We start from the raw sequence: 23,768 nt of genomic DNA, 5'->3' as shown, positions 1-23,768 counted from the left end.
CAACTACGCTGAATCCGGTGCATGAACTCTCTCGGTTCGATCACGTCTGATAGCAGGAATTGCACCTGACGCACGTTACCGGGCGTCATTGCTCGCTACGGTTTCAGACTCCCTGTAAACTGCGCGGGTTTTTAGCCCCCCATTCCACCGGAGCCGTCCATGTCCCGCGTTACCCTGAGTCGCTATTTGATTGAGCAGACCCGCAGCAACAACACTCCTGCCGATCTGCGCTTCCTGATCGAAGTGGTGGCGCGTGCCTGCAAGGAGATCAGCCACGCCGTGTCCAAAGGCGCCCTGGGCGGCGTTCTGGGCAGCATGGGCACTGAAAACGTGCAAGGTGAAGTGCAGAAGAAGCTCGACGTGCTGTCGAACGAAATTCTGCTCGAAGCCAACGAATGGGGCGGTCACCTGGCCGGCATGGCGTCCGAAGAAATGGACAACGCCTACCAGATCCCGGGCAAATACCCGAAAGGCGCCTACCTGCTGGTATTCGATCCGCTGGACGGTTCGTCGAACATCGACATCAACGCACCGGTCGGCACCATCTTCTCGGTACTGCGTTGCCCGAACGAATACCTGAGCCAGAACGAGCCTCTGAATGAGAAGGCCTTCCTGCAGCCAGGCACCCAGCAAGTTGCCGCCGGTTATGCCATCTACGGCCCGCAAACCATGCTGGTGCTGACCCTGGGCCACGGCGTCAAAGGCTTCACCCTGGACCGCGAAATGGGCAGCTTCGTCCTGACCCACGAAGACATCACCATTCCTGAAAGCACCCAGGAATTCGCCATCAACATGTCCAACCAGCGTCACTGGGAAGCCCCGGTACAGCGCTACGTTTCGGAACTGCTGGCTGGTGAAGAAGGCCCGCTGAAAAAGAACTACAACATGCGTTGGGTCGCGGCGATGGTTGCCGACGTGCACCGCATCCTGACCCGTGGCGGTCTGTTCATGTACCCGCGCGACAGCCGCGAGCCGTCCAAGCCGGGCAAACTGCGCCTGATGTACGAAGCCAACCCGATGTCGTTCCTGGTGGAACAGGCGGGCGGCGCTTCCACCGACGGTCACCAGCGTATCCTCGACATTCAGCCTGAAGGCCTGCACCAGCGCGTAGCGGTGTTCCTCGGCTCGAAAGAAGAAGTTGCCCGCGCCACGGCTTACCACAAGGAATAAACCATGACCGCGCCCTGGCAGCCGTTGCTCGATTGGTGGTTCGGTCACTCCGAGTCAGCCACTGAAGTGACGGCGCAACAGGGCGGGTTGTGGTTCGGCAAGAAAGACAGCCAGGACCTCGAAGCGCGTGAGCGTTTCGGGGTCTTTGTCGATCAGGCCCTCGCTGGCGAATTGACCGAGTGGACGCAACGTCCCGAAGGTTGGTTGGCGGTGGTGCTGCTGCTCGATCAACTCCCGCGAATGATCTTTCGCGATACTCCCAAAGCTTTCTCTGGTGATCTACGGGCACAGAAGCTGGTTGCCCAAGGCATCGCGGCGGATTTCGATCGGCAGTTGAAGCCGATCCAGCGACTCTTCATCTACCTCGTCTTCGAACACTGCGAAAACCTCGCGGTGCAGAATGAAGCGGTCTCGCGATTCATCGAACTGGTGGCCGAACAGCCGGAGGCGGAGCGCGGGGTGTTTGCCGACAACCTGGATTATGCCGAGCGGCATCAGCGGGTGATTGCGCGGTTTGGGCGGTTTCCGCATCGCAATGCGGTATTGGGGCGGGAGTCTACGGCTGAGGAGCTGGCGTTTCTTTCGCAGCCGGGGTCGAGTTTCTGAAGCTGCATCAGACTCAGGGATTGCCTTGAAGCAAACGCTTCATCAAGAGTGCAGGCAGGTTTTTTCTCGTATCGGCGATGATGTGGATATAGATGGTCTGCTCTCGAACTTCATAAATAATGCGATTCAAGCCAGAGATGACTTGTCGATATTGACCAAGGTTCAGCCTTTCTATTTCTTCGGGAATGGAACCTGAATAGGGTAAGGATGCGAGACTGCGAATAGCGACCTTCAAGCTGGCATAAGTGCTATGCCAAGTTTGAGGTGAGAACTGTTTGATGAGGTAGGTGCGAAGATCTTTGAGATCTGTTTCGGCGGACTGAAGAATAACGACCTTCAAACTCATTGGGGGTCGATCCTGTCCAGCTCTGCGAAAACGTCTTCAACGTCCCTGTACTTGCCTTCCTCAATTTCTCGATTACCCATGGCAAGCAGTTTGAGCAGAGCCATTGTTTCTTCCTGCTCTTCAAAACTTTTGACGTCCATGACTACAAGCTTCGCTTCGCCGTTCTGGGTAATCACCAGCGGCTCACGGCTTTCGCTAATCGTTTTGACGATTTCGGCGGTATGGCTTTTCAGGTAACTGATGGGTTTGATCTGGGATGAAAGCTTCACGGGCTGCGCCTCGCTCGGTGGACTAGGACTGAGTTTAGTCTTAATTCAGTCCTGAGTCAGGCCGAGGTGACAAGCGTGTCGAATGTTGTTCCGTCTTCGCGGGTTCAAGCGCGAAGACGGCTTCGGACGCCTTATATCCTGAAGCTGCCTACCAACTGCTTCAACCGCGCAGCCTGCTGCTCAAGATCCGCACAAGCGCGCAAAGTCGCCTGCAAGTTCTCCACACCTTCCTGGTTCAGCGTGTTGATCTCGTTGATGTCGACGTTGATCGATTCGACCACGGCCGTCTGCTCTTCCGTTGCCGTCGCCACCGACTGGTTCATGCCGTCGATCTCGCCGATGCGCTGGGTCACGCTGCCCAGGCGTTCGCCGGCCTGGTTGGCGATGCCGACGCTGCTTTCGCTCTCTCGTTGGCTCTCGGTCATGATGCCGACCGCCTGACGCGCGCCGACCTGCAGCTCTTCGATCATTTTCTGCACTTGCTGCGCCGAATCCTGGGTGCGGTGCGCCAGGTTGCGGACTTCGTCGGCCACCACGGCGAAACCGCGACCGGCTTCGCCGGCACGGGCCGCTTCGATGGCGGCGTTGAGGGCCAGCAGGTTGGTCTGTTGGGAGATGCTGGTGATCACTTCCAGAATCTGCCCGATGTTCACGGTGTTGCTGTTCAGCGTTTCGATGTTGCCGCAGGAATCGCTGATCTTCGCCGACAGTTGCTGCATCGCGTGGATGGTTTTATCCACAACCTGCTGGCCGTCTTCGGCCAGGCTGCGCGCGTCGCTGGAGTGTTGCGAGGCGAGGGCGGCGTTCTGGGCGATTTCCTGGGCGGCGGCGCCGAGTTGATTGATCGCGGCGGCCACGCTGTTGGTACGCGAGGCTTGCTGGTCCGAGTTGTACATCGACGAGTTGGACGCCGCGACCACGCGCAGGGCAACTTCGTTGACCTGGCCAGTGGCCGAGGACACTTCGCGGATCGAGGTATGGATACGTTCGACGAAGCGGTTGAACGACAAGCCCAGCGCGCCGAATTCGTCGTGGCCGTGGATGGTCAGGCGTTTGGTCAGGTCGCCTTCGCCTTCGGCGATGTCATGCATGGCGCGGCCCATGGTCAGCAGCGGTTGCATCAGCACGCGGATCAGCATGCCGAGCAGGGCGATGATGATCACCACGGCAATGATCATGGCGATCAGCGCCGAGGTGCGGAACTCGCTGAGCATCGAGAACGCGGTGTCCTTGTCCAGCACCAGGCCCACGTACCAGTCGGCCGACGGTACGCCGTTGACACGGGTGAAGGAGATCAGTTGGGTCTTGCCGTCGAACTCGACTTCTTTCAGGCCCGGGCTGACTTTCGGTGCACCGTTGGGATAGGCCTCGGCCAAGGTCTTGAGCACCAGTTTGCTGTCCGGGTGGATCAGGATCTTGCCGTCGGCACTGACGATGAACGCGTGGCCATGGCCGCCGAAGTTCAGCGAGTTGATGATTGCGCTGACACTCGACAGATCGATGTCGGCACCGGCCACACCGATCATCTGGCCCTGGCGCTGCACCGGGGTGGCAACGGTAATCACCAGTTTGCCCGACGAGGCGGCGATGTACGGTTCGGTGACGATGGTTTGCTGGGCGCTGTTCGCGGCCTTGTACCAGCCACGGGCGCGCGGGTCGTAATCCGGTGCGCGGTTGCCGGCCGGAACCGAGAACATCACACCGTCGGCACCGCCGAAATAGCTGAGCTGGAAATTGCCGGTGTAGGCGGGCAGGTCGATGATGCGTTTCAGGCTCGCCGGGGCGTTGCCGTCGGCGACAACCTGCTGCGACATCGATTGCAGCAACTGAATGCGGCTTTCCAGCCAGGTCTGGATGTTGCTGGTGGTCAGGCTGCCCAGTTCCTGCATTGACGCTTCGGTGCTGGTTTGCAGGGCTTCGCGTTGTCGATAGTCGTTGAACAAAATGAAACAGGCGAACGCAACGGCCACCACGAGGGCGGCAGCCAACAAGATCTTGTGGCTGAATTTCATGTTTCTGGTCATTAAGTGAGCTACCGCGAAGGGGCTGGTCAAGAAAGGGCGGCAATTTGCCACACTCTCGGGCTTTGCGCTGCTCTTATTTCGACCGCTGCGCGCCAAAGATTAGGCAGCTTTTGCTAAAGGCGACGAAATGCTCAATAGCCCTACAAAGTGTCTGATTTACCGATGAATGCCGGACGAGCGGGCTAACAAATAGCCAGTGCTCCAGGGAACCAGACAGGGGTTTTCTCTTCTAAGCTTCTGGTTGGCGCCATGCCATCCCCCTTCCGTTCCAGGAGTTACACCATGTCGCTGCGATCTATCGCCCTTCTGTCGTTTTGCGTGCTGTTGGCCGCATGCAGCAAGGTCAATCAGGAAAACTACTCGAAGCTCTCGGCCGGCATGGCCAAGGCCGAAGTGGAGACGCTGCTCGGCAAGCCTACCGATTGCTCGGGCGCGCTCGGCATGTCCAGTTGCACCTGGGGCGACAAGAACAGCTTTATCAGCGTGCAGTACGCCGGTGACAAAGTGTTGATGTTTTCCGGCCAAGGCCTGAAGTAAACCGGGGCTACGCGCCCACGGGAGAAAAACAATGAAGCGGTTATTGCTTGTCCTTTTTGCCGGCCTGGTATTGGCCGGCTGCGCCACGACCGGTGAAGATCCGCTGGCGCCCAAGACAGTCCACAGCGTCAATCTCAAGCGTTACCAGGGCACCTGGTACGAGTTGGCGCGGCTGCCGATGTATTTCCAGCGCAATTGCGCTCAATCCGAAGCCCGCTACAGCCTCCAGCCTGACGGCAACCTCGGCGTGTTCAACCGTTGCCTGACCAAGGACTGGCAGTGGGAAGAGGTCAAGGGCAAGGCTTATCCACAGGTGCCGGGCAAGACCGACAAATTGTGGGTCGAGTTCGATACCTGGTTCTCGCGCTTGATTCCGGGCTCGGCGAAGGGTCAATACTGGGTGCTGTACGTCAGTGACGACTACAAGACCGCCATTGTTGGCGACCCGAGCCGCCGTTACCTGTGGCTGTTGTCCCGCACGCCGACCGTCAACGGTGTGGTGCGCGAAGAACTGCTGAGCAAGGCGCGTCAGCAGGGTTACGACACCACGCGATTGATCTGGCGCGCATCGGATCAGCAGATGGCCAAGACGTCCAACTGACGCGCAACAAAAAACCTGTGGAGGTTGCCCTCCACAGGTTTTTTTGTGTCAGCCCAAAAGGTCTCGCAGGACTTGGGTGAAGGCGCGATTGCTGTCCTCCTCCCCGGCATGTCGCCCGTCACGAACGACCCACTGACCGTTGACCAGCACGTCACGCACCTGACGGTCGCCACCGGCAAACAGCCAGCGGTTGAGGATCCCGTCACCGCTGGCCGTCGCCAGATACGGATCGCTGCCATCGAGCACAATCCAGTCGGCGCGTTTGCCGACTTCCAGCGCACCGATCGGCTGGCCCAGAGCCTGAGCACCACCGTCCAGTGCCGCGTCGTACAGCGTGCGGCCGACCATCGGCTGATCCGCGCCATACAAGCGGTTGCGACGCTGATCGCGCAGACGTTGGCCGTATTCCAACCAGCGCAGTTCCTCCACCACGCTCAACGACACATGGCTGTCGGAGCCGATACCCATGCGTCCGCCCTGAGCCAGGAAATCCACCGCCGGGAAGATCCCGTCGCCGAGGTTGGCTTCGGTGGTCAGGCACAGGCCGGCGATGGCGCGGCTCTTGGCCATCAGCGTGACTTCTTCCGGATTGGCGTGGGTCGCGTGCACCAGGCACCAGCGCTGATCGACTTCGGTGTTCTCGTACAGCCATTGCAGCGGACGGCGACCGCTCCAGCTCAGGCAGTCGTCGACTTCCTTTTGCTGTTCGGCGATGTGGATGTGCACCGGGCATTGCTTGTCGCTGGCCGCCAGCACTTCGCTGATCTGCTGTGGGGTGACTGCGCGCAACGAGTGGAAACACAATCCTAGCGACTGAGCCTTTTCCTGAGCCAGCAGCGGTTGCAGGCGTGATTGCAGTTTCAGGTAGTTTTCGGTGCTGTTGATGAAGCGGCGCTGGCCTTCGTTCGGTGTCTGGCCACCGAAACCGCTGTGGCTGTAGAGCACCGGCAACAGCGTCAGGCCGATGCCGGCGGAGCTCGCGGCCTGGCTGATACGCAACGCCAGCTCGGCCGGATCGGCATAAGGCTGACCGTTGTGATCGTGGTGGACGTAATGGAATTCGGCGACCGAGGTGTAACCGGCCTTGAGCATTTCGATGTACAGCTGACGGGCGATCACGCCGAGCTGGTCCGGGCTGATTTTTCCGACGAGCCGATACATCAGATCGCGCCAGGTCCAGAAACTGTCATTGGGATTGCCGGCCACTTCTGCCAGCCCGGCCATCGCTCGCTGGAACGCGTGGGAGTGCAGATTCGGCATCCCCGGCAGCAGCGGACCGCTCAGCCGTTCGGCGCCTTCTGCGGTGGAATCGGCCTGGATTCGGGTCAAGACGCCTTCGGCGCTGACCTCGAGACGTACATTGTTGGCCCATCCGTTAGGCAGCAGCGCGCGTTCGGCAAAGAAGGCGGACATGGTTCAGCACCCCATCGTGTGTTATTTGTATATACATATACAGACGTTTGCCTGCCCGGTAAACTCCGGCAAGCTAGCAACCTTATCCAATGAACAGGGATCCACCGTGCCGACTCCGCCTCCAGTCTCTCCGTTGGCCGCGAACATGGGCGACAGTCCGGCGCCCTTGTACGCCCGCGTCAAACAGATGATCACCCAGCAGATCGACAGTGGTAACTGGCCGCCGCATTACCGCGTGCCGTCGGAAAGCGAGCTGGTCAGCCAGTTGGGCTTCAGCCGCATGACCATCAACCGCGCGCTGCGGGAAATGACCGCCGACGGTTTGCTGGTGCGCATGCAAGGTGTCGGCACATTCGTTGCCGAGCCGAAGAGCCAGTCCGCGCTGTTCGAGGTGCACAACATCGCTGATGAAATCGCCTCCCGTGGCCATCGCCACACCTGCCAGGTGATCACCCTGGAAGAAGAGGCCGCCGGTTCCGAGCGCGCCCTGGCCCTGGACATGCGCGAAGGGCAAAAGGTGTTCCACTCGCTGATCGTGCATTACGAAAACGATATTCCGGTGCAGATCGAAGACCGTTTCGTCAACGCGCTGGTCGCCCCGGAATACCTCAAGCAGGACTTCACCCTGCAAACGCCTTACGCCTACCTCAACCAGGTTGCGCCGCTGACCGAAGGCGAGCATGTGGTCGAAGCGATCCTCGCCGAGCCGACCGAATGCAAATTGCTGCAGATCGAAAAAGGCGAGCCGTGCCTGCTGATCCGCCGTCGCACCTGGTCGGGCCGTCAGCCAGTGACGGCAGCGCGCCTGATCCACCCCGGTTCCCGTCATCGTCTGGAAGGTCGGTTTCATAAATAAAAAGCATAAATAGAGAGCATAAATGAGCGAGTTGAAGGTTCTACGCGCCGAAGGCTACCCGCGCATGCCGTGGAAAAACGGCGGCGGCAGCACCGAGGAAATCACCCGTGACGCCGGTGCCGGTCTCGACGGTTTCGGCTGGCGTCTGTCGATTGCCGACATCGCCGAATCCGGCGGCTTCTCGACGTTCACCGGTTATCAGCGGGTGATCACGGTGTTGCAGGGCGACGGCATGACCTTGTGTGTCGACGGTGACGACACTCGGCCGCTGTTACCCCTCGACCCGTTTGCCTTCAGCGGCGAAAGCCAGGTGTCCTGCACCTTGCTCGGCGGCGCGATCCGCGATTTCAACCTGATCTACGCACCGCAGCGTTACAGCGCGCGTTTGCAGTGGCTGGATGGCGAGCAACGGTTCTTCAGCTCCGCCGGCACCGTTCTCGTCTTCAGCGTCAGCGAGTTGCTGGAAGTGACGGTCGGTGACAGCGCTTCGCAACTCGGCCGGCATGATTGCCTGCAACTGGACGGTAACACCGGTCTGGTGGAAATCGCCGTGAATGCCGGCTGCTGCGTGATCGAACTGACTGCACACTGATCGGCCCCTTAAAAACCGCCGCTTTGAACAGTGCCCGTAAGGGCTGTTGAAAACGGCGGTTTTTTTCATCCCGACGTTCCCGAACGCGCACCAACTTGTTACCGAACGCCCCAGCGTGGCGCAAAACCACGCTTATGAACCAGCCTCCCGCTTGCTCAAACCAACCCCGCGAAAAAATTCATACACGCCACAACCCTTGATTCAGGCGTCCTCCAGCCATGCCCGGCATTTTTGTTGAACAGCCCTCCAACAAGTTGGCCGCTCGATTGCATATGCTTGTATGTACAAGTAAAGACGTATGCGTATGAGTCGTTAGAGGTTCTCCGCAGCGTCCCTGATTCGCTTGTCGCGCATTGAAGCGCACAAGCCGCTTGCCCATCGCCAGGGTTGGTTTGAATTGATCGCTGAGGAGTCTTTTTCGTGACTGACAATAAGCCTACAAAATTCCGCAATGTCGAAATCCGCGCTGCCCGCGGCAACAAGCTGACCGCCAAGAGCTGGCTGACCGAAGCGCCGCTGCGCATGCTGATGAACAACCTCGACCCGGAAGTGGCCGAGAATCCGAAAGAACTGGTGGTCTACGGTGGCATCGGCCGCGCCGCGCGTAACTGGGAGTGCTACGACAAGATCGTCGAAAGCCTGACCAACCTGAACGACGACGAGACCCTGCTGGTGCAATCCGGCAAGCCGGTCGGCGTGTTCAAGACCCACAGCAATGCGCCGCGCGTACTGATCGCCAACTCCAACCTGGTGCCGCACTGGGCGACCTGGGAACACTTCAACGAACTCGACGCCAAAGGCCTGGCCATGTACGGCCAGATGACCGCCGGCAGCTGGATCTACATCGGCAGCCAGGGCATTGTCCAGGGCACCTACGAAACCTTCGTCGAAGCCGGTCGCCAGCATTACAACTCCAACCTCAAGGGCCGCTGGGTCCTGACCGCCGGCCTCGGCGGCATGGGTGGCGCTCAGCCGCTGGCCGCGACCCTGGCCGGTGCCTGCTCGCTGAACATTGAATGCCAGCAGGTGAGCATCGATTTCCGCCTGAAAAGCCGTTACGTCGACGAGCAAGCCAAAGACCTCGACGACGCGCTGGCGCGCATTGAGAAGTACACCAAAGAAGGCAAGGCGATCTCCATCGCGCTGCTGGGCAACGCCGCGGAAATCCTCCCGGAACTGGTCCGTCGCGGCGTGCGCCCGGACATGGTCACCGACCAGACCAGCGCCCACGACCCATTGAACGGTTACCTGCCGGCCGGCTGGACCTGGGACGAATACCGCGCCCGCGCCAAGACCGAACCGGCCGCTGTAATCAAAGCCGCCAAGCAATCGATGGCGGTGCACGTCAAGGCGATGCTGGACTTCCAGAAACAAGGCATCCCGACCTTCGACTACGGCAACAACATCCGTCAGATGGCTCAGGAAGAGGGCGTGGAAAACGCCTTCGACTTCCCGGGCTTCGTCCCGGCCTACATCCGTCCGCTGTTCTGCCGTGGCATCGGCCCGTTCCGCTGGGCGGCGCTGTCGGGTGATCCGCAGGACATCTACAAGACCGACGCCAAGGTCAAAGAGCTGATCCCGGACGACGCGCACCTGCACAACTGGCTGGACATGGCCCGCGAGCGCATCAGCTTCCAGGGTCTGCCGGCGCGGATCTGCTGGGTCGGCCTGGGCCAGCGCGCCAAGCTCGGCCTGGCGTTCAACGAAATGGTCCGTCGTGGCGAGCTGTCGGCACCAATCGTGATCGGTCGCGACCACCTCGACTCCGGCTCGGTCTCCAGCCCGAACCGCGAAACTGAATCGATGCAGGACGGTTCCGATGCCGTCTCCGACTGGCCACTGCTCAACGCCCTGCTGAACACCGCGAGCGGCGCGACCTGGGTGTCGTTGCACCACGGTGGCGGCGTCGGCATGGGCTTCTCGCAGCACTCGGGCATGGTGATCGTCTGCGACGGCACGGATGAAGCGGCCGAGCGTATCGCTCGCGTGCTGCACAACGATCCGGGCACCGGTGTGATGCGTCACGCCGATGCCGGTTACCAGATCGCCATCGACTGCGCCAAGGAGCAAGGGCTGAACCTGCCGATGATCACCGGTAAATAAAAAACCGGCGGGAGCGAGCATGCTCGCTCCCGCTCAAGCCAATACAACAACAAAACCCAGAACAATCCACAGAGGTTGAATCATGGCTGGCAACACCGATCGTGCAAGCAACAAACCGTTGATCGAAAAGCGTTCGATCGACTACATCCCGGAAGCGGAAAGACACGGTCGTCTATTCAGTCAGTTCACCCTGTGGATGGGTGCCAACCTGCAAATCACCGCAATCGTCACCGGGGCCTTGGCCGTGGTGCTGGGCGGTGATGTGTTCTGGTCGCTGATCGGTCTGTTGATCGGTCAACTGCTGGGCGGCGGTGTCATGGCGCTGCACGCGGCACAAGGTCCGAAGCTGGGCCTGCCGCAGATGATCTCCAGCCGTGTGCAGTTCGGGGTTTATGGCGCGGCGATTCCGATCGTGCTGGTGTGCCTGATGTACCTGGGCTTCACCGCGACCGGCACGGTGCTGTCGGGCCAGGCGCTGGGCCAGTTGTTTGGTGTCAGTGACACTGTCGGCATCCTTCTTTTCGCCAGCGTCATTGTCGTGGTCACGGTGCTCGGCTATCGGGTGATCCACTGGATCGGCCGTATTGCCAGTGCCATTGGCGTGATTGCTTTCGTTTATCTGTTCAGCCGTCTGATGAGTCAGGTGGACGTCGGCGCACTTCTGGAAATCCGCCACTTCAGCTGGAGCAGTTTCCTGCTGGCGGTGTCGCTGGCAGCGTCCTGGCAGATCGCCTTCGGCCCTTACGTGGCGGACTACTCGCGCTACCTGCCGAGCAAGGTTTCCTCGGTGAAAACCTTTTTCGCTGCCGGTGCCGGTTCGGTGATTGGCGCGCAGGTGGCGATGATCCTCGGCGTGTTCGCGGCGGCTTCGGCCAACGGGCAGTTCGCCGGTCATGAAGTGGCTTACATCGTCGGTCTGGGCGGCACGGGTGCCACCGCTGCGCTGCTGTATTTCAGCATCGCGTTCGGCAAGGTGACCATCTCCACCCTGAACTCCTACGGCAGCTTCATGTGCATCGCGACCATCATCAGCGGTTTCCGTGGTGACCTGAAAGTAACGCGCCTGCAGCGTCTGGTGTTCGTGCTGGTCATCGTGGGTGCGGCGACGCTGATGGCGCTGCTCGGCCAGCACTCGTTCCTCGGGGCGTTCAAGTCTTTCATCCTGTTCCTGCTGGCGTTCTTCACGCCGTGGAGCGCGATCAATCTGGTGGACTACTACTGCATCACCCGCGAGCGCTATGACGTACCGGCGCTGGCCGATCCGAACGGTCGCTACGGCCGCTGGAACATGCTTGGTATCAGCGTCTACGTGTTCGGTGTGCTGGTGCAGCTGCCGTTCATTTCCACCAAGTTCTACACCGGTCCGCTGGTGGCCGCGCTGGGTGATGTGGATATCTCGTGGATCATCGGCCTGGTGTTGCCTGCCGCGCTGTACTACGTGTGCGCAAAGAAATGGCACGGCAGCGTGCCCGATCAACTGATTCTGCCGGTCGAGCAGAACAGCGTTGTACAACCTAAAGCAAGCGGGGCCGGTCGCGCTGCGGCGCAGGCCTGATTTGGACGTGGACAGGGCTGGATGCCTCTTGACTGCCGTAAGCCAACTCATGATTAGGAGCGTCACAACAATGAAATCGAACAAGACCCTGCTGACCACACTGCTGTCCATGGGCCTGCTGGCCAGTGCCGGCGCCACTCAGGCTGCCGGCTGGTGCGAATCCGGCAAACCGGTGAAATTCGCCGGCCTGAACTGGGAAAGCGCGATGTTGCTGACCGACGTGCTGCAAGTCGTGTTGGAGAAAGGTTACGACTGCAAGACCGACAGCCTGCCGGGCAACTCCATCACCATGGAAAACGCCCTGAGCAGCAACGATATTCAAGTGTTCGCCGAAGAGTGGGTCGGCCGCAGCGAGGTCTGGAACAAGGCCGAGAAGGCCGGCAAGGTCGTCGGTGTCGGCGCGCCGGTCGTCGGTGCGATTGAAGGCTGGTACGTGCCGCGCTACGTGATCGAAGGCGATGCCAAGCGCAAGATCGAAGCCAAGGCGCCGGACCTGAAAAACATCGCTGACCTGGGCAAATACTCGGCAATCTTCAAGGATGCCGAAGAGCCGTCCAAGGGCCGTTTCTACAACTGCCCGGCCGGCTGGACCTGCGAGCTGGACAACAGCGAAATGCTGAAAAGCTACGGCCTGGAAAGCACCTACACCAACTTCCGCCCGGGCACCGGCCCGGCGCTGGATGCGGCGGTGCTGTCGAGCTACAAGCGTGGCGAGCCGATCCTGTTCTACTACTGGTCGCCAACCCCGCTGATGGGCCAGATCGACGCGGTCAAACTGGAAGAGAAACCGGGCGTTGACAAGACCGTGACCATCAAGGTCGGCCTGTCCAAGACCTTCCACGAGCAAGCGCCTGAGCTGGTGGCCGTGCTGGAAAAGGTCAACCTGCCGATCGACCTGCTGAACCAGAACCTGGGTCGCATGACCAAGGAGCGGATCGAGTCGCCAAAACTGGCCAAGATCTTCCTGAAGGAACATCCTGAAGTCTGGCACGCATGGGTGAGCGACGACGCAGCCAAGAAAATCGACGCGGCCTTGTAGGTCGAGCTTCACCGGCTGCCGGCAACGGCAGTCGGACGCTTGATCGCAACCCCTTGATTGAGAGTCTCTTATGTTTCCCGAACGCTTTACGTTTTCCATCGCCGACTGGGTCAACGGTTGGGTCGATGCGCTGGTCACCAACTACGGCGACGTGTTCCGCCATATCTCCGACACCCTGCTGTGGGCCATCGTCAACCTTGAAGGCTTGCTGCGCGCAGCACCGTGGTGGTTGATGCTGGCCATCGTCGCGGGCGTTGCCTGGCACGCCACGCGCAAAGTCGTGACCACCGCCGTGATCGTCGGTTTGCTGTTCCTGGTCGGCGCCGTCGGCCTGTGGGACAAACTGATGCAAACGCTGGCGCTGATGATGGTCGCCACGGTCATCTCGGTGCTGATCGGTGTGCCGCTGGGGATTCTCTCGGCGCGCAGCAATCGCCTGCGTTCGATCCTGATGCCGCTGCTCGACATCATGCAGACCATGCCCAGCTTCGTGTACCTGATTCCGGTGCTGATGCTGTTCGGCCTGGGCAAGGTGCCGGCGATTTTCGCCACCGTGATCTACGCAGCACCGCCGCTGATCCGCCTGACCGATCTGGGCATCCGCCAGGTCGACGGTGAAGTGATGGAAGCCATCAACGCCTTCGGCGCCAACCGCTGGCAGCAACTGTTCGGCGTGCAACTGCCGCTGGCCCTGCCGAGCATCATGGCCGGGATCAACCAGACCACCATGATGGCCCTGTCGATGGTGGTGATCGCCTCGATGATCGGCGCCCGTGGCCTGGGTGAAGATGTGCTGGTGGGCATTCAGACCCTCAACGTCGGACGTGGTCTTGAAGCCGGTCTGGCGATCGTGATTCTCGCAGTGGTCATCGACCGCATTACCCAGGCGTATGGTCGGCCACGGCATGAGGTGAGCAAATGAACAACGCAACCGTGAGCAAGATCGAAGTCAAAAACGTCTTCAAGATTTTCGGCAACCGCGCCAAGGACGCCCTGGCGATGGTCGGCCAGGGCAAGACCAAGGATCAGGTGCTGAACGAAACCGGTTGCGTGGTCGGGGTCAACGACTTGTCCCTGAGCATCGGCACCGGCGAGATCTTCGTGATCATGGGCCTGTCCGGCTCCGGCAAATCCACGCTGGTGCGCCACTTCAATCGCCTGATCGACCCGACCAGCGGCGCGATCCTGGTGGACGGCGTGGACATCCTGCAATACGACATGGAAGCCCTGCGCGAATTTCGCCGGCACAAGATCAGCATGGTGTTCCAGAGCTTCGGCCTGCTGCCGCACAAGACCGTCCTCGACAACGTCGCCTACGGCCTGAAAGTGCGCGGCGAGACCAAGCAGCTGTGCGCCGAACGCGCACTGCACTGGATCAACACCGTGGGCCTCAAAGGCTACGAAAACAAATACCCGCACCAGCTCTCCGGTGGCATGCGCCAGCGTGTCGGCCTGGCCCGCGCTCTGGCGGCGGACACCGACATCATCCTGATGGACGAAGCGTTCAGTGCCCTCGATCCGCTGATCCGCGCCGAGATGCAGGATCAGTTGCTGGAGCTGCAAAAGACCCTGCACAAGACCATCGTCTTCATCACCCACGACCTCGACGAGGCTGTGCGCATCGGCAACCGCATCGCGATCCTCAAGGACGGCCGCCTGATCCAGGTCGGTACGCCGAAAGAGATCCTGCACTCGCCAGCGGATGAGTATGTCGACCGCTTCGTGCAGCGGCGGGCGGCGGTGGTTTGAGGTTCGTTCCCGCGTCGAGGCGTCGAACCGTCTGCGTGGGAATGCATTCCGTGACGATCAGGTTAAAGAGGTTTTAGATGTCCCAGGCTGAAAAAATCGTTATCGCCGACGCCCCGATGCGTTGGCAGGATGTGGTCGCGGTAGCCCGTCACGGCGCGCAGCTCGAGCTGTCGGCCCAGACCTGGGCGCGCATCGAAAATGCTCAGGGCATCGTCCAGCGCATCGTTGCCAGCGGCGAACGTGCTTATGGCGTCAATACCGGGCTGGGCGGTTTGTCCAACGTCTCGCTGCAGGGCGAGCAGCTCAGTCAGTTGTCGCGCAACACTTTGCTCAGCCATGCCTGCGGTGTCGGTCCGGTACTGGCCGATGAGCAGACCCGCGCCATCATGTGCGCTGCGATCCGCAATTACAGCCACGGCAAATCCGGGATTCATCGCCAAGTGGTCGAAGCGCTGCTGGCGCTGCTCAATCGCGGCATCACCCCGCAAGTGCCGTCCCAGGGTTCGGTGGGTTACCTGACCCACATGGCGCACATCGGTATCGCGCTGCTGGGCGTCGGCAATGTCAGCTATCGCGGGCAGGTTGTCTCTGCGCAGCAAGCGCTGGCCGAAGAAGGCCTGCAACCGGTGCAACTCGGCGCGAAGGACGGTTTGTGCCTGGTCAATGGCACGCCGTGCATGACCGGTCTCAGCTGCCTGGCCATCGCCGATGCCACGCGTCTGGTGCAATGGGCGGACGTGGTCGGTGCCATGAGTTTCGAAGCGCAGCGCGGCCAGATCGCCGCGTTCGACGCCGAGATCATCGCGCTCAAGCCGCACCCGGGCATGCAACAAGTCGGCGCCAATCTGCGTGCGCTGCTCGATGGCAGCGAAGTGATTGCGACAAGCAAAGGCATTCGCACCCAGGATGCGCTGAGCATCCGTTCGATCCCGCAGGTGCACGGCGCCGCGCGCGATCAACTGGAACACGCGATCAAACAGATCGAAACCGAGCTCAACGGCTGCACCGACAACCCGTTGCTGCTGGGTACGCCGGACAACTTCCGGGTGATGTCCCAGGCCAACCCGCACGGTCAATCGGTCGCGCTGGCGGCGGACTTGCTGGCCATCGCGATGGCCGAAATCGGCTCGATTGCCGAGCGGCGTCTGGACCGACTGATCAACCCGCATGTCAGCGGTCTGCCGGCGTTCCTGGTGGCCAATCCGGGGGTGAACTCCGGGATGATGATCGTGCAATACGTCGCTGCGTCGCTGTGCGCGGAAAACCGCCAGTTGGCACAACCGGCGGTGCTCGACAACTACGTCACTTCGGGCCTGCAGGAAGACCACTTGAGCATGGGCACCAACGCCGCGCTGAAGCTGCATCGCGCACTGGAAAACTGCACGCAGATCCTCGCCATCGAGTACCTGTTGGCGGCTCAGGCCTTTGAATTTCTCAAGGTACAACGCTTCGGCGCCGGCACCGATGTGGCGTGGCGACTGCTGCGCGAGAAAGTCCCGGCCTACGATCAGGACCGCTGGCTGGCGCCGGATATCGCCGCTGCCGCGAGCGTGTTGAAGGACTCGGATTTGCTGCACAACGTACTACCGAATTTGCACTGACGAATACCCATGCCAGCGTGCCAAGGCGCGGCTCCCCAAAAGGCGAGAAGCGACGGACAACGGACATCTCCGGAGCGTCTGGTTAGTTAACAAGAAACTCTCAAAAGGAGCACAAGATGACTGCGCTGAACCTGATCCCCGGCCAACTGAGCCTGGCCCAACTGCGTGACGTCTACCAGAACCCGGTCAAGCTGACCCTCGACAACAGCGCCTCGGCGCAGATCGAAGCCAGCGTCGCCTGCGTCGAGCAGATCCTCGCCGAGAACCGCACTGCCTACGGCATCAACACCGGTTTCGGCCTGCTGGCCTCGACCCGCATCGCCAGCGAAGACCTGGAAAACCTCCAGCGCTCGCTGGTGCTGTCCCATGCCGCTGGCGTTGGTCAGCCGATCAGCGATGAGCTGGTGCGTTTGATCATGGTGCTCAAGGTCAACAGCCTGAGCCGTGGTTTCTCTGGCATCCGCCGCGTGGTGATCGATGCGCTGATCGCCCTGATCAATGCCGAGGTTTACCCGCACATTCCGTTGAAAGGTTCGGTCGGTGCGTCCGGCGACCTGGCACCGCTGGCGCACATGTCGCTGGTACTGCTGGGCGAAGGCAAGGCGCGCTACAAGGGCGAGTGGATGGAAGCGACCGAAGCGCTGAAAGTTGCCGGTCTGACCCCGCTGACACTGGCGGCGAAGGAAGGTCTGGCGCTGCTCAACGGCACTCAGGTTTCTACCGCATTCGCTTTGCGCGGTCTGTTCGAAGGTGAAGACCTGTTTGCCGGTGCACTGGCGCTGGGTGGTCTTACAGTTGAAGCGGTATTGGGCTCGCGTTCGCCGTTCGACGCCCGTATCCACGCCGCCCGTGGCCAGAAAGGCCAGATTGACACCGCCGCTGCTTACCGCGATCTGCTGGGCGAGCGCAGTGAAGTCTCCGACTCGCACCAGAACTGCGAAAAGGTTCAGGACCCGTACTCGCTGCGCTGCCAGCCGCAAGTCATGGGCGCCTGCCTGACTCAGTTCCGTCAGGCTGCCGAGGTGCTGGTGATCGAAGCCAACGCCGTGTCCGACAACCCATTGGTATTCGCGGCTGAAGGCGACGTGATTTCCGGCGGCAACTTCCACGCCGAGCCAGTGGCCATGGCTGCCGACAACATGGCTTTGGCCATTGCGGAAATCGGTTCGCTGAGCGAGCGCCGTATCTCGTTGATGATGGACAAGCACATGTCGCAATTGCCGCCGTTCCTGGTGGCCAATGGCGGCGTGAACTCCGGTTTCATGATCGCTCAGGTGACCGCTGCGGCCCTGGCCAGCGAGAACAAGGCACTGGCCCATCCGCATTCGGTGGACAGCCTGCCGACCTCCGCCAACCAGGAAGACCACGTGTCGATGGCTCCGGCCGCCGGCAAGCGTCTGTGGGAAATGGCCGAAAACACTCGCGGGATTCTCGCGGTGGAATGGCTGGCGGCGGCGCAAGGTCTGGACCTGCGCAACGGCCTGAAGACCTCGACCAAACTGGAAAAGGCCCGGGGGATTCTGCGTCGCGAAGTACCGTTCTATGAGAAGGACCGCTTCTTCGCGCCGGACATCAATGCGGCGACCGAGCTGCTGGCTTCGCGCATTCTGACTGAACTGGTTCCGGCGAAACTGCTGCCGAGCCTTTAACCCTATCCACTGATCGTTCCCACGCAGACGGTTCGGCGCCTCGACGTGGGAACGATCGCAAGACGAGGACCTGGGATGAAAACCCTCTGGCAACACTGCCACGTCGCAACCATGGCGCAAGGCGTCTACTCGATCATCGAGGATGCGGCCATCGTGACGTCCGGTGCACACATCGAGTGGATCGGCCCGCGCACTCAATTGCCGTCGGGCGAATACCCGGCGGTCAACGATCTGCAAGGCGCGTGGGTCACCCCCGGCCTGATCGACTGCCACACCCACACCGTGTTCGGCGGCAACCGCAGCGGTGAGTTCGAGAAACGCCTGCAAGGCGTCAGCTACGCCGAGATCGCAGCGGCCGGCGGCGGCATCGCCAGCACCGTGCGCGCCACGCGCGAAGCGTCGGAAGACGAACTGTTCGCCAGCGCCGCCAAGCGCTTGAAAAGCCTGATGCGCGACGGCGTGACCACGGTCGAAATGAAATCCGGCTACGGCCTCGACCTGGCCAGCGAGCGCAAGATCCTGCGGGTCATCCGCCGCCTTGCCGACGAATTGCCGATCAGCGTGCGCAGCACCTGTCTGGCGGCTCACGCGTTGCCACCGGAATACAAGGATCGCGCTGACGATTACATCGATCACATCTGCACCGAAATGCTTCCAGCGCTGGCCGCCGAAGGCCTGGTGGATGCGGTGGATGCGTTCTGCGAATACCTGGCGTTCTCCCCGGAACAAGTCGAGCGGGTATTCATAGTCGCGCAAAAACTCGGCCTGCCGGTGAAGTTGCACGCCGAACAACTGTCGTCGCTGCACGGCTCCAGCCTGGCTGCGCGTTATCACGCATTGTCTGCCGATCATCTGGAGTTCATGGATGAAGCCGACGCCATCGCCATGGCCGAATCCGACACTGTCGCGGTGTTGTTGCCGGGCGCGTTCTACTTCCTGCGTGAAACCCAGTTGCCGCCGATGGAAGCCCTGCGCAAGCACAAGGTGAAAATCGCCATCGCCAGCGACCTCAACCCCGGCACTTCGCCGGCGCTGTCGTTGCGCCTGATGCTGAACATGGCCTGCACCTGTTTCCGCATGACCCCGGAAGAAGCCCTGGCCGGCGCCACGATTCATGCGGCGCAAGCCTTGGGCATGGCCGATACCCACGGTTCGCTGGAAGTCGGCAAGGTGGCGGATTTCGTCGCCTGGCACATCGACCGGCCGGCGGATCTGGCGTACTGGCTCGGTGGTGAACTGGACAAACGCGTCGTGCGTCACGGCGTTGAATCAAGTCTGTAGGAGAACGGTTGTGGATAAGGTTCTGAACTTCAAACAAGGTCGCGTGCCGCTGCTGATCAGCATGCCCCACGCGGGTGTGCGCCTGACCCCGGTGGTCGAGGCCGGATTGATCCCGGACGCGAAAAGCCTGCCGGACACCGACTGGCATATTCCGCAGCTCTACGATTTTGCCGCCGAGCTGGGCGCCAGCACGCTGGCGGCCGAGTACTCGCGGTTCGTCATCGACTTGAACCGGCCGTCCGACGACAAACCGTTGTACGCGGGCGCCACCACCGGGCTGTACCCGGCGACGCTGTTCGATGGCATTCCGTTGTTCAAGGAAGGCAAGGAACCGTCGAAAGAAGAACGCGCGTCGTATCTGGAGCAGATCTGGACGCCGTACCACCGCACCTTGCAGGAAGAACTGGCGCGGCTGAAGGCCGAGTTCGGTTACGTACTGTTATTCGATGCGCACTCGATCCGTTCGGTGATCCCGCACCTGTTCGACGGCAAGCTGCCGGACTTCAACCTCGGCACCTTCAACGGCGCCAGCTGCGATCCGCAGTTGGCCACGCAACTGGAAGCGATCTGCGCACGCCACGGCGATTACAGCCATGTGCTGAACGGACGCTTCAAGGGCGGCCACATCACCCGTCACTACGGCAACCCGGCCGAGAACATCCACGCCGTGCAACTGGAACTGGGCCAGTGCACCTATATGGAAGAGTTCGAACCGTTCCGCTACCGCGCCGATCTGGCGGAGCCGACGCGGGTGGTGCTCAAGGAGTTGTTGCAAGGGCTGCTCGCCTGGGGCGAAAAGCACTACAACTGAATCTGTTTTGGAGAGCGCCTGTCGCCACCGTGCAAATCCCGGTCGCCACAGGTCGCTTTTCCGTCTCGTCTGCTGCGTAATGTTTCGGCCACGGTGCAAGAAGACACCGATCCGAACAATAACCCGCTGCCGCACGAGACGATCCCACATGAAAAAACTGTTCACTCGTTGTGCGTTAATCCTCACCGGCAGTGCGCTGCTCAGCGCCGGCGCCATGGCTTCCGACGATGCTTCCTGCAAAACCGTGCGCATGGGCGTGGTCAACTGGACCGACGTGATCGCCACCAGCGGCATGGCCGACGTATTGCTCAATGGTCTCGGCTACGAAAGCAAACAGACCAGCGCCGTGCAGCAAATCATCTTTGCCGGCATCCGCGACAAGCGTCTGGATATCTTCCTCGGCTACTGGAAACCGGCGATGGACAAGAACATCGCGCCGTTCATCGCTGCCAATCAAGTCAAAGTGATGGACAAGCCAAGCCTGGCGGATGCTCAGGCGACCCTCGCGGTGCCGGACTACGTTGCGGCGGCGGGGCTGAAAACCTTTGGTGACATCGCAAAATTCAAGGATCAGCTCGGCGCCAAGATCTACGGCATTGAGCCCGGCAGCGGCGCCAACACCACGATCAAGACCATGATCGAAACCAACCATTTCGGTCTGAAGGATTTCAAGATCATTGAATCCGGTGAGGCCGGCATGCTTGCCGCCGTGCAGCGGGCGGTGAACCGCAAGGAATTCGTGGTGTTCGTCGGCTGGACCCCGCACCCGATGAACATCAACATGAAAATCACCTACCTGACCGGCAGCGATGATGTCTACGGCCCGAACGAAGGCGCCGCCACCGTTTCCACCGTCACCTCGCCGGACTACGCCGAGCGCTGCCCCAACGTCCATCGACTGCTGGAGAACCTGACCTTCACCGCCGCTCAGGAAAGCCAGTTGATGGTGCCGATCATGGAACGCAAGACACCCCAGGAAGTGGCGAAGAACTGGCTGCGTGAGCACCCGGAAGATTTGCAGCGCTGGCTGGCGGGTGTCAGCAGTTTCGACGGCAAGGATGGCGTGGCCACGGTTCAGGCCAGTCTGAAAAACTGATGGGTACTTATCCACTGTCGCCGGCGATGGCGGCGTTTGTCGCCAGGACCGAAAGCTTCGCCAGCGATGACAGCAGCCTTGCTGGATTGCGCCGGGGCTATGACGAGATGTGCCGGGCGTTCACTCCACCGCGACCGGCAGGGCTTGAGGTAGAGGACTTTCGATTGGGCGCGGTGTCGGTCCGTGCCTATCGCCCACCCCTGGCGTTACCGCCCTGTGTGGTGTACCTGCACGGCGGTGGCTGGGTGGTTGGCGGGCTGGATTCCCACGACTTCATCTGCTGCGAACTGGCCGTGGCGCTCGGGGCAATGGTGGTGGCGGTGGATTACCGGCTGGCGCCGGAGCATCCGTTTCCCGCCGGATTCGACGATTGCCTGAATGTCTGGCGTGCCCTGCGCGACGGATCGTTCGGCTTCGACCGCGAGCGGATGCTGGTGGCCGGCGACAGCGCCGGTGGCAATCTCGCCGCCGCGTTGTGCCTGGCCTTGCGCGATACCGGCGAGCCTCTGCCCGGCGCTCAGGTGCTGATCTATCCCGGACTGGGCGGCGACGAACATCTGCCGTCACGCAGCGAATGCGCCGATGCGCCACTACTGACCAGCAGCGATGTCGACTGTTATCACGCGTTGTACCTGCGTGGCTCGACGCAACCGAATGCCTGGGCCATGCCGTTGCTCGCCGATGACGTCAGCCGATTGCCCCCGGCCTGGATCGCCGTGGCGCAGTTCGATCCGTTGCGCGACGACGGGGTGCGCTACGCCGAACGACTCGCCGCCGCCGGGGGCGAGGCCGCGTTGTATTACGGTGAAGGGCTGGTGCATGGCTGTCTGCGGGCGCGGCATCAGGTCGCCGAAGTCGATCGTCTCTACGAAAGCCTGCTGGGGTTCATGGCTGACAAATTGTGACAGTGCACGGGCATGCTCATTGACGTAAATCGGGTTTATGATGCCGGACGGCAGAATAATAGAAGTCCCCCCAGGGATGACCTCGACCCCTTACGGAGCACGCAATGCAGACATTGTTTCCGCAGATCAAACCTCACGCACGGCACGATCTGGCCGTCGACGACACCCATACGCTGTACGTCGACGAAAGCGGTTCACCGGAAGGTTTGCCGGTGGTGTTCATTCACGGTGGTCCCGGTGCCGGGTGCGATGCCCAGAGCCGTCGCTACTTCGATCCTAACCTGTATCGCATTGTCACCTTCGACCAGCGCGGTTGCGGTCGCTCCACCCCGCACGCCAGTCTGGAAAACAACACCACCTGGGATCTGGTCGAAGACCTCGAGCGCATTCGCAAACACCTGGGCATCGAGAAATGGGTGCTGTTCGGCGGCTCCTGGGGTTCGACCCTGGCGCTGGCTTATGCGCAGACCCACCCGGAGCGCGTGCATGGTCTGATCCTGCGTGGGATCTTTCTCTGCCGCCCGCAGGAAATCGAATGGTTCTACCAGGCCGGTGCCAGCCGTCTGTTCCCCGATTACTGGCAGGACTACATCGCGCCGATCCCGCTGGACGAGCGTGATGACCTGCTCAGCGCGTTCCACAAACGCCTGACCGGCAACGACCAGATCGCCCAGATGCACGCGGCCAAAGCCTGGTCGACCTGGGAAGGGCGCACCGCGACCCTGCGGCCGAACCCGCTGGTGGTCGACCGTTTCTCCGAGCCGCAGCGCGCCTTGTCGATTGCGCGGATCGAATGCCACTACTTCACCAACAACGCTTTTCTTGAGCCGAACCAGTTGATTCGCGACATGGGCAAGATCGCCCACCTGCCGGGTGTGATCATCCACGGCCGCTACGACGTGATCTGCCCGCTCGACAATGCCTGGGAACTGCATCAGGCCTGGCCGAACAGCGAGCTGCAGGTGATCCGCGACGCCGGTCATGCCGCGTCCGAACCGGGCATCACCGATGCGCTGGTACGTGCCGCCAGCAACATGGCCCGGCGCCTGCTCGACCTGCCGCCCGAAGAAGCATGAAGGGTCTTTTGCAGCGCGTGAAAGGCGCGCGGGTCGAAGTGGCGGGTGAGGTGGTCGGCAGCGTCGATCAGGGATTGCTGGTGCTGGTGGCGGTCGAACCCGACGACACGCAGGCCAGCGCCGACAAACTTCTGCATAAGCTGCTTAACTATCGAGTATTCAGTGACGCCGAGGGCAAGATGAACCTGTCTTTGGCGGATGTGGGCGGCGGGTTGCTGCTGGTCTCTCAGTTCACCCTGGCTGCCGACACCAAAAGCGGGTTGCGTCCGAGTTTCTCGACCGCTGCCCCTCCGGCGCTGGGCGAGGAATTGTTCGACTATCTATTAAGCAAAGCGAAACAGATGCATGGCACTGTGGCATCAGGTAGATTCGGCGCGGATATGCAGGTGCACCTGGTCAACGATGGCCCGGTAACCTTCCTGTTACAGACATGAAAGTGCTTGAAACAACTTTTTAAGGGCTTTTCGGCTGAAAACAGGGAATTTTCGC

23 protein-coding genes are annotated in these 23,768 nt (G+C 61.1%); 19 read left to right on the top strand and 4 right to left on the bottom strand.

Annotated elements, in window-relative coordinates:
- Window positions 1-159 precede the first annotated feature (159 nt).
- The gene (locus tag AC1RMX_RS08415; protein WP_096821975.1) at window positions 160-1,170 is read left to right on the top strand and encodes a class 1 fructose-bisphosphatase; all 1,011 of its coding nucleotides are present in this window, start codon (window positions 160-162) and stop codon (window positions 1,168-1,170) included.
- Between the two features lie 3 nt (window positions 1,171-1,173).
- Window positions 1,174-1,776 (top strand): DUF924 family protein, encoded by a 603-nt coding sequence (locus tag AC1RMX_RS08410; RefSeq protein WP_493071433.1) that lies wholly within the window; start codon window positions 1,174-1,176, stop codon window positions 1,774-1,776.
- 13 nt (window positions 1,777-1,789) lie between these two features.
- Here AC1RMX_RS08410 and AC1RMX_RS08405 read toward each other — a convergent pair whose 3' ends face one another.
- From AC1RMX_RS08405 to AC1RMX_RS08395, 3 genes are all read right to left on the bottom strand, one after another.
- A complete protein-coding gene (locus tag AC1RMX_RS08405; RefSeq protein WP_085698076.1) occupies window positions 1,790-2,122 on the bottom strand; it encodes a type II toxin-antitoxin system RelE/ParE family toxin in 333 nt (110 codons plus the stop codon).
- On the bottom strand, window positions 2,119-2,391 hold the full coding sequence (locus AC1RMX_RS08400) for a type II toxin-antitoxin system Phd/YefM family antitoxin (protein WP_039764708.1): 273 nt from the start codon (window positions 2,389-2,391) through the stop codon (window positions 2,119-2,121). Before AC1RMX_RS08400 ends, AC1RMX_RS08405 begins: the two co-directional genes overlap by 4 nt.
- 131 nt (window positions 2,392-2,522) lie before the next feature.
- A complete protein-coding gene (locus tag AC1RMX_RS08395) occupies window positions 2,523-4,415 on the bottom strand; it encodes a methyl-accepting chemotaxis protein (protein WP_493071430.1) in 1,893 nt (630 codons plus the stop codon).
- Between the two features lie 282 nt (window positions 4,416-4,697).
- Between AC1RMX_RS08395 and AC1RMX_RS08390 the strand changes: the two genes are divergently transcribed.
- Both AC1RMX_RS08390 and AC1RMX_RS08385 read left to right on the top strand, forming a co-directional pair.
- Window positions 4,698-4,952, top strand: coding sequence for a hypothetical protein (locus AC1RMX_RS08390; RefSeq protein WP_007952486.1), 255 nt, complete (start codon window positions 4,698-4,700; stop codon window positions 4,950-4,952).
- Between the two features lie 31 nt (window positions 4,953-4,983).
- Complete coding sequence (locus tag AC1RMX_RS08385; protein ID WP_096821978.1) at window positions 4,984-5,553, top strand: lipocalin family protein; 570 nt, start codon at window positions 4,984-4,986, stop codon at window positions 5,551-5,553.
- A 48-nt stretch (window positions 5,554-5,601) separates the two neighbouring features.
- Here the strand turns inward: AC1RMX_RS08385 and AC1RMX_RS08380 are convergent, their stop codons facing one another.
- Window positions 5,602-6,966, bottom strand: coding sequence for a formimidoylglutamate deiminase (locus AC1RMX_RS08380; RefSeq protein WP_096821979.1), 1,365 nt, complete (start codon window positions 6,964-6,966; stop codon window positions 5,602-5,604).
- A gap of 145 nt (window positions 6,967-7,111) precedes the next feature.
- On the opposite strand from AC1RMX_RS08380, the gene hutC reads away from it, so the two are divergent.
- From hutC to dtd, 15 genes are all read left to right on the top strand, one after another.
- Window positions 7,112-7,822: a histidine utilization transcriptional repressor HutC gene (gene hutC, locus AC1RMX_RS08375; RefSeq protein WP_173861404.1), complete on the top strand. Its 711-nt coding sequence runs from the start codon at window positions 7,112-7,114 to the stop codon at window positions 7,820-7,822.
- A gap of 22 nt (window positions 7,823-7,844) precedes the next feature.
- Complete coding sequence (locus AC1RMX_RS08370) at window positions 7,845-8,414, top strand: HutD/Ves family protein (protein WP_096821981.1); 570 nt, start codon at window positions 7,845-7,847, stop codon at window positions 8,412-8,414.
- A 420-nt stretch (window positions 8,415-8,834) separates the two neighbouring features.
- Window positions 8,835-10,517 (top strand): urocanate hydratase, encoded by a 1,683-nt coding sequence (gene hutU, locus AC1RMX_RS08365; RefSeq protein WP_273538988.1) that lies wholly within the window; start codon window positions 8,835-8,837, stop codon window positions 10,515-10,517.
- Between the two features lie 82 nt (window positions 10,518-10,599).
- Entirely contained in the window at window positions 10,600-12,072 is a 1,473-nt protein-coding gene (locus tag AC1RMX_RS08360; RefSeq protein WP_493071427.1) for a purine-cytosine permease family protein, read from the top strand.
- A gap of 70 nt (window positions 12,073-12,142) precedes the next feature.
- Entirely contained in the window at window positions 12,143-13,111 is a 969-nt protein-coding gene (locus AC1RMX_RS08355; protein WP_096819949.1) for an ABC transporter substrate-binding protein, read from the top strand.
- A gap of 70 nt (window positions 13,112-13,181) precedes the next feature.
- Window positions 13,182-14,033 (top strand): ABC transporter permease, encoded by an 852-nt coding sequence (locus tag AC1RMX_RS08350; RefSeq protein WP_096819948.1) that lies wholly within the window; start codon window positions 13,182-13,184, stop codon window positions 14,031-14,033.
- A complete protein-coding gene (locus tag AC1RMX_RS08345) occupies window positions 14,030-14,860 on the top strand; it encodes a quaternary amine ABC transporter ATP-binding protein (RefSeq protein ID WP_102622793.1) in 831 nt (276 codons plus the stop codon). Before AC1RMX_RS08350 ends, AC1RMX_RS08345 begins: the two co-directional genes overlap by 4 nt.
- Window positions 14,861-14,937: 77 nt before the next feature.
- Window positions 14,938-16,461 (top strand): histidine ammonia-lyase, encoded by a 1,524-nt coding sequence (gene hutH / locus AC1RMX_RS08340; RefSeq protein WP_493071425.1) that lies wholly within the window; start codon window positions 14,938-14,940, stop codon window positions 16,459-16,461.
- Window positions 16,462-16,577: 116 nt separating this feature from the next.
- On the top strand, window positions 16,578-18,110 hold the full coding sequence (hutH, locus tag AC1RMX_RS08335) for a histidine ammonia-lyase (RefSeq protein WP_493071423.1): 1,533 nt from the start codon (window positions 16,578-16,580) through the stop codon (window positions 18,108-18,110).
- Window positions 18,111-18,185: 75 nt separating this feature from the next.
- On the top strand, window positions 18,186-19,391 hold the full coding sequence (gene hutI / locus AC1RMX_RS08330; protein WP_096819944.1) for an imidazolonepropionase: 1,206 nt from the start codon (window positions 18,186-18,188) through the stop codon (window positions 19,389-19,391).
- Window positions 19,392-19,401: 10 nt separating this feature from the next.
- A complete protein-coding gene (gene hutG, locus AC1RMX_RS08325; RefSeq protein WP_096819943.1) occupies window positions 19,402-20,202 on the top strand; it encodes an N-formylglutamate deformylase in 801 nt (266 codons plus the stop codon).
- Window positions 20,203-20,350: 148 nt separating this feature from the next.
- Entirely contained in the window at window positions 20,351-21,298 is a 948-nt protein-coding gene (locus AC1RMX_RS08320) for a choline ABC transporter substrate-binding protein (RefSeq protein ID WP_096819942.1), read from the top strand.
- Window positions 21,298-22,203 carry an alpha/beta hydrolase gene (locus AC1RMX_RS08315; RefSeq protein ID WP_096819941.1) on the top strand — a complete coding sequence of 302 codons (906 nt, stop codon included), beginning with the start codon at window positions 21,298-21,300 and terminating at the stop codon, window positions 22,201-22,203. Before AC1RMX_RS08320 ends, AC1RMX_RS08315 begins: the two co-directional genes overlap by 1 nt.
- 104 nt (window positions 22,204-22,307) lie before the next feature.
- Complete coding sequence (gene pip / locus AC1RMX_RS08310; RefSeq protein ID WP_096819940.1) at window positions 22,308-23,279, top strand: prolyl aminopeptidase; 972 nt, start codon at window positions 22,308-22,310, stop codon at window positions 23,277-23,279.
- Entirely contained in the window at window positions 23,276-23,713 is a 438-nt protein-coding gene (gene dtd, locus AC1RMX_RS08305) for a D-aminoacyl-tRNA deacylase (RefSeq protein ID WP_065260939.1), read from the top strand. The genes pip and dtd overlap by 4 nt, the downstream gene beginning before the upstream one ends.
- Window positions 23,714-23,768: the final 55 nt, after the last annotated feature.

Source organism: Pseudomonas sp. GW822-FHT03F04, from assembly GCF_058801405.1.
Note: the sequence above shows the minus strand (reverse complement) of the source record. Positions and strands in the feature narration are given on the sequence as shown.

What these genes read in the sequence shown, in the direction of transcription:
- hutI (WP_096819944.1), top strand. Translation starts at nt 18,186, where the DNA reads ATGAAAACCCTCTGGCAACACTGCCACGTCGCAACCATGGCGCAAGGC.
- AC1RMX_RS08410 (WP_493071433.1), top strand. Translation starts at nt 1,174, where the DNA reads ATGACCGCGCCCTGGCAGCCGTTGCTCGATTGGTGGTTCGGTCACTCC.
- AC1RMX_RS08385 (WP_096821978.1), top strand. Translation starts at nt 4,984, where the DNA reads ATGAAGCGGTTATTGCTTGTCCTTTTTGCCGGCCTGGTATTGGCCGGC.
- AC1RMX_RS08345 (WP_102622793.1), top strand. Translation starts at nt 14,030, where the DNA reads ATGAACAACGCAACCGTGAGCAAGATCGAAGTCAAAAACGTCTTCAAG.
- AC1RMX_RS08390 (WP_007952486.1), top strand. Translation starts at nt 4,698, where the DNA reads ATGTCGCTGCGATCTATCGCCCTTCTGTCGTTTTGCGTGCTGTTGGCC.
- AC1RMX_RS08350 (WP_096819948.1), top strand. Translation starts at nt 13,182, where the DNA reads ATGTTTCCCGAACGCTTTACGTTTTCCATCGCCGACTGGGTCAACGGT.
- pip (WP_096819940.1), top strand. Translation starts at nt 22,308, where the DNA reads ATGCAGACATTGTTTCCGCAGATCAAACCTCACGCACGGCACGATCTG.
- AC1RMX_RS08370 (WP_096821981.1), top strand. Translation starts at nt 7,845, where the DNA reads ATGAGCGAGTTGAAGGTTCTACGCGCCGAAGGCTACCCGCGCATGCCG.
- dtd (WP_065260939.1), top strand. Translation starts at nt 23,276, where the DNA reads ATGAAGGGTCTTTTGCAGCGCGTGAAAGGCGCGCGGGTCGAAGTGGCG.
- hutH (WP_493071425.1), top strand. Translation starts at nt 14,938, where the DNA reads ATGTCCCAGGCTGAAAAAATCGTTATCGCCGACGCCCCGATGCGTTGG.
- AC1RMX_RS08405 (WP_085698076.1), bottom strand. Translation starts at nt 2,122, where the DNA reads ATGAGTTTGAAGGTCGTTATTCTTCAGTCCGCCGAAACAGATCTCAAA.
- AC1RMX_RS08415 (WP_096821975.1), top strand. Translation starts at nt 160, where the DNA reads ATGTCCCGCGTTACCCTGAGTCGCTATTTGATTGAGCAGACCCGCAGC.
- AC1RMX_RS08320 (WP_096819942.1), top strand. Translation starts at nt 20,351, where the DNA reads ATGAAAAAACTGTTCACTCGTTGTGCGTTAATCCTCACCGGCAGTGCG.
- AC1RMX_RS08380 (WP_096821979.1), bottom strand. Translation starts at nt 6,966, where the DNA reads ATGTCCGCCTTCTTTGCCGAACGCGCGCTGCTGCCTAACGGATGGGCC.
- AC1RMX_RS08395 (WP_493071430.1), bottom strand. Translation starts at nt 4,415, where the DNA reads ATGACCAGAAACATGAAATTCAGCCACAAGATCTTGTTGGCTGCCGCC.
- hutC (WP_173861404.1), top strand. Translation starts at nt 7,112, where the DNA reads ATGGGCGACAGTCCGGCGCCCTTGTACGCCCGCGTCAAACAGATGATC.
- AC1RMX_RS08360 (WP_493071427.1), top strand. Translation starts at nt 10,600, where the DNA reads ATGGCTGGCAACACCGATCGTGCAAGCAACAAACCGTTGATCGAAAAG.
- hutH (WP_493071423.1), top strand. Translation starts at nt 16,578, where the DNA reads ATGACTGCGCTGAACCTGATCCCCGGCCAACTGAGCCTGGCCCAACTG.
- AC1RMX_RS08355 (WP_096819949.1), top strand. Translation starts at nt 12,143, where the DNA reads ATGAAATCGAACAAGACCCTGCTGACCACACTGCTGTCCATGGGCCTG.
- AC1RMX_RS08315 (WP_096819941.1), top strand. Translation starts at nt 21,298, where the DNA reads ATGGGTACTTATCCACTGTCGCCGGCGATGGCGGCGTTTGTCGCCAGG.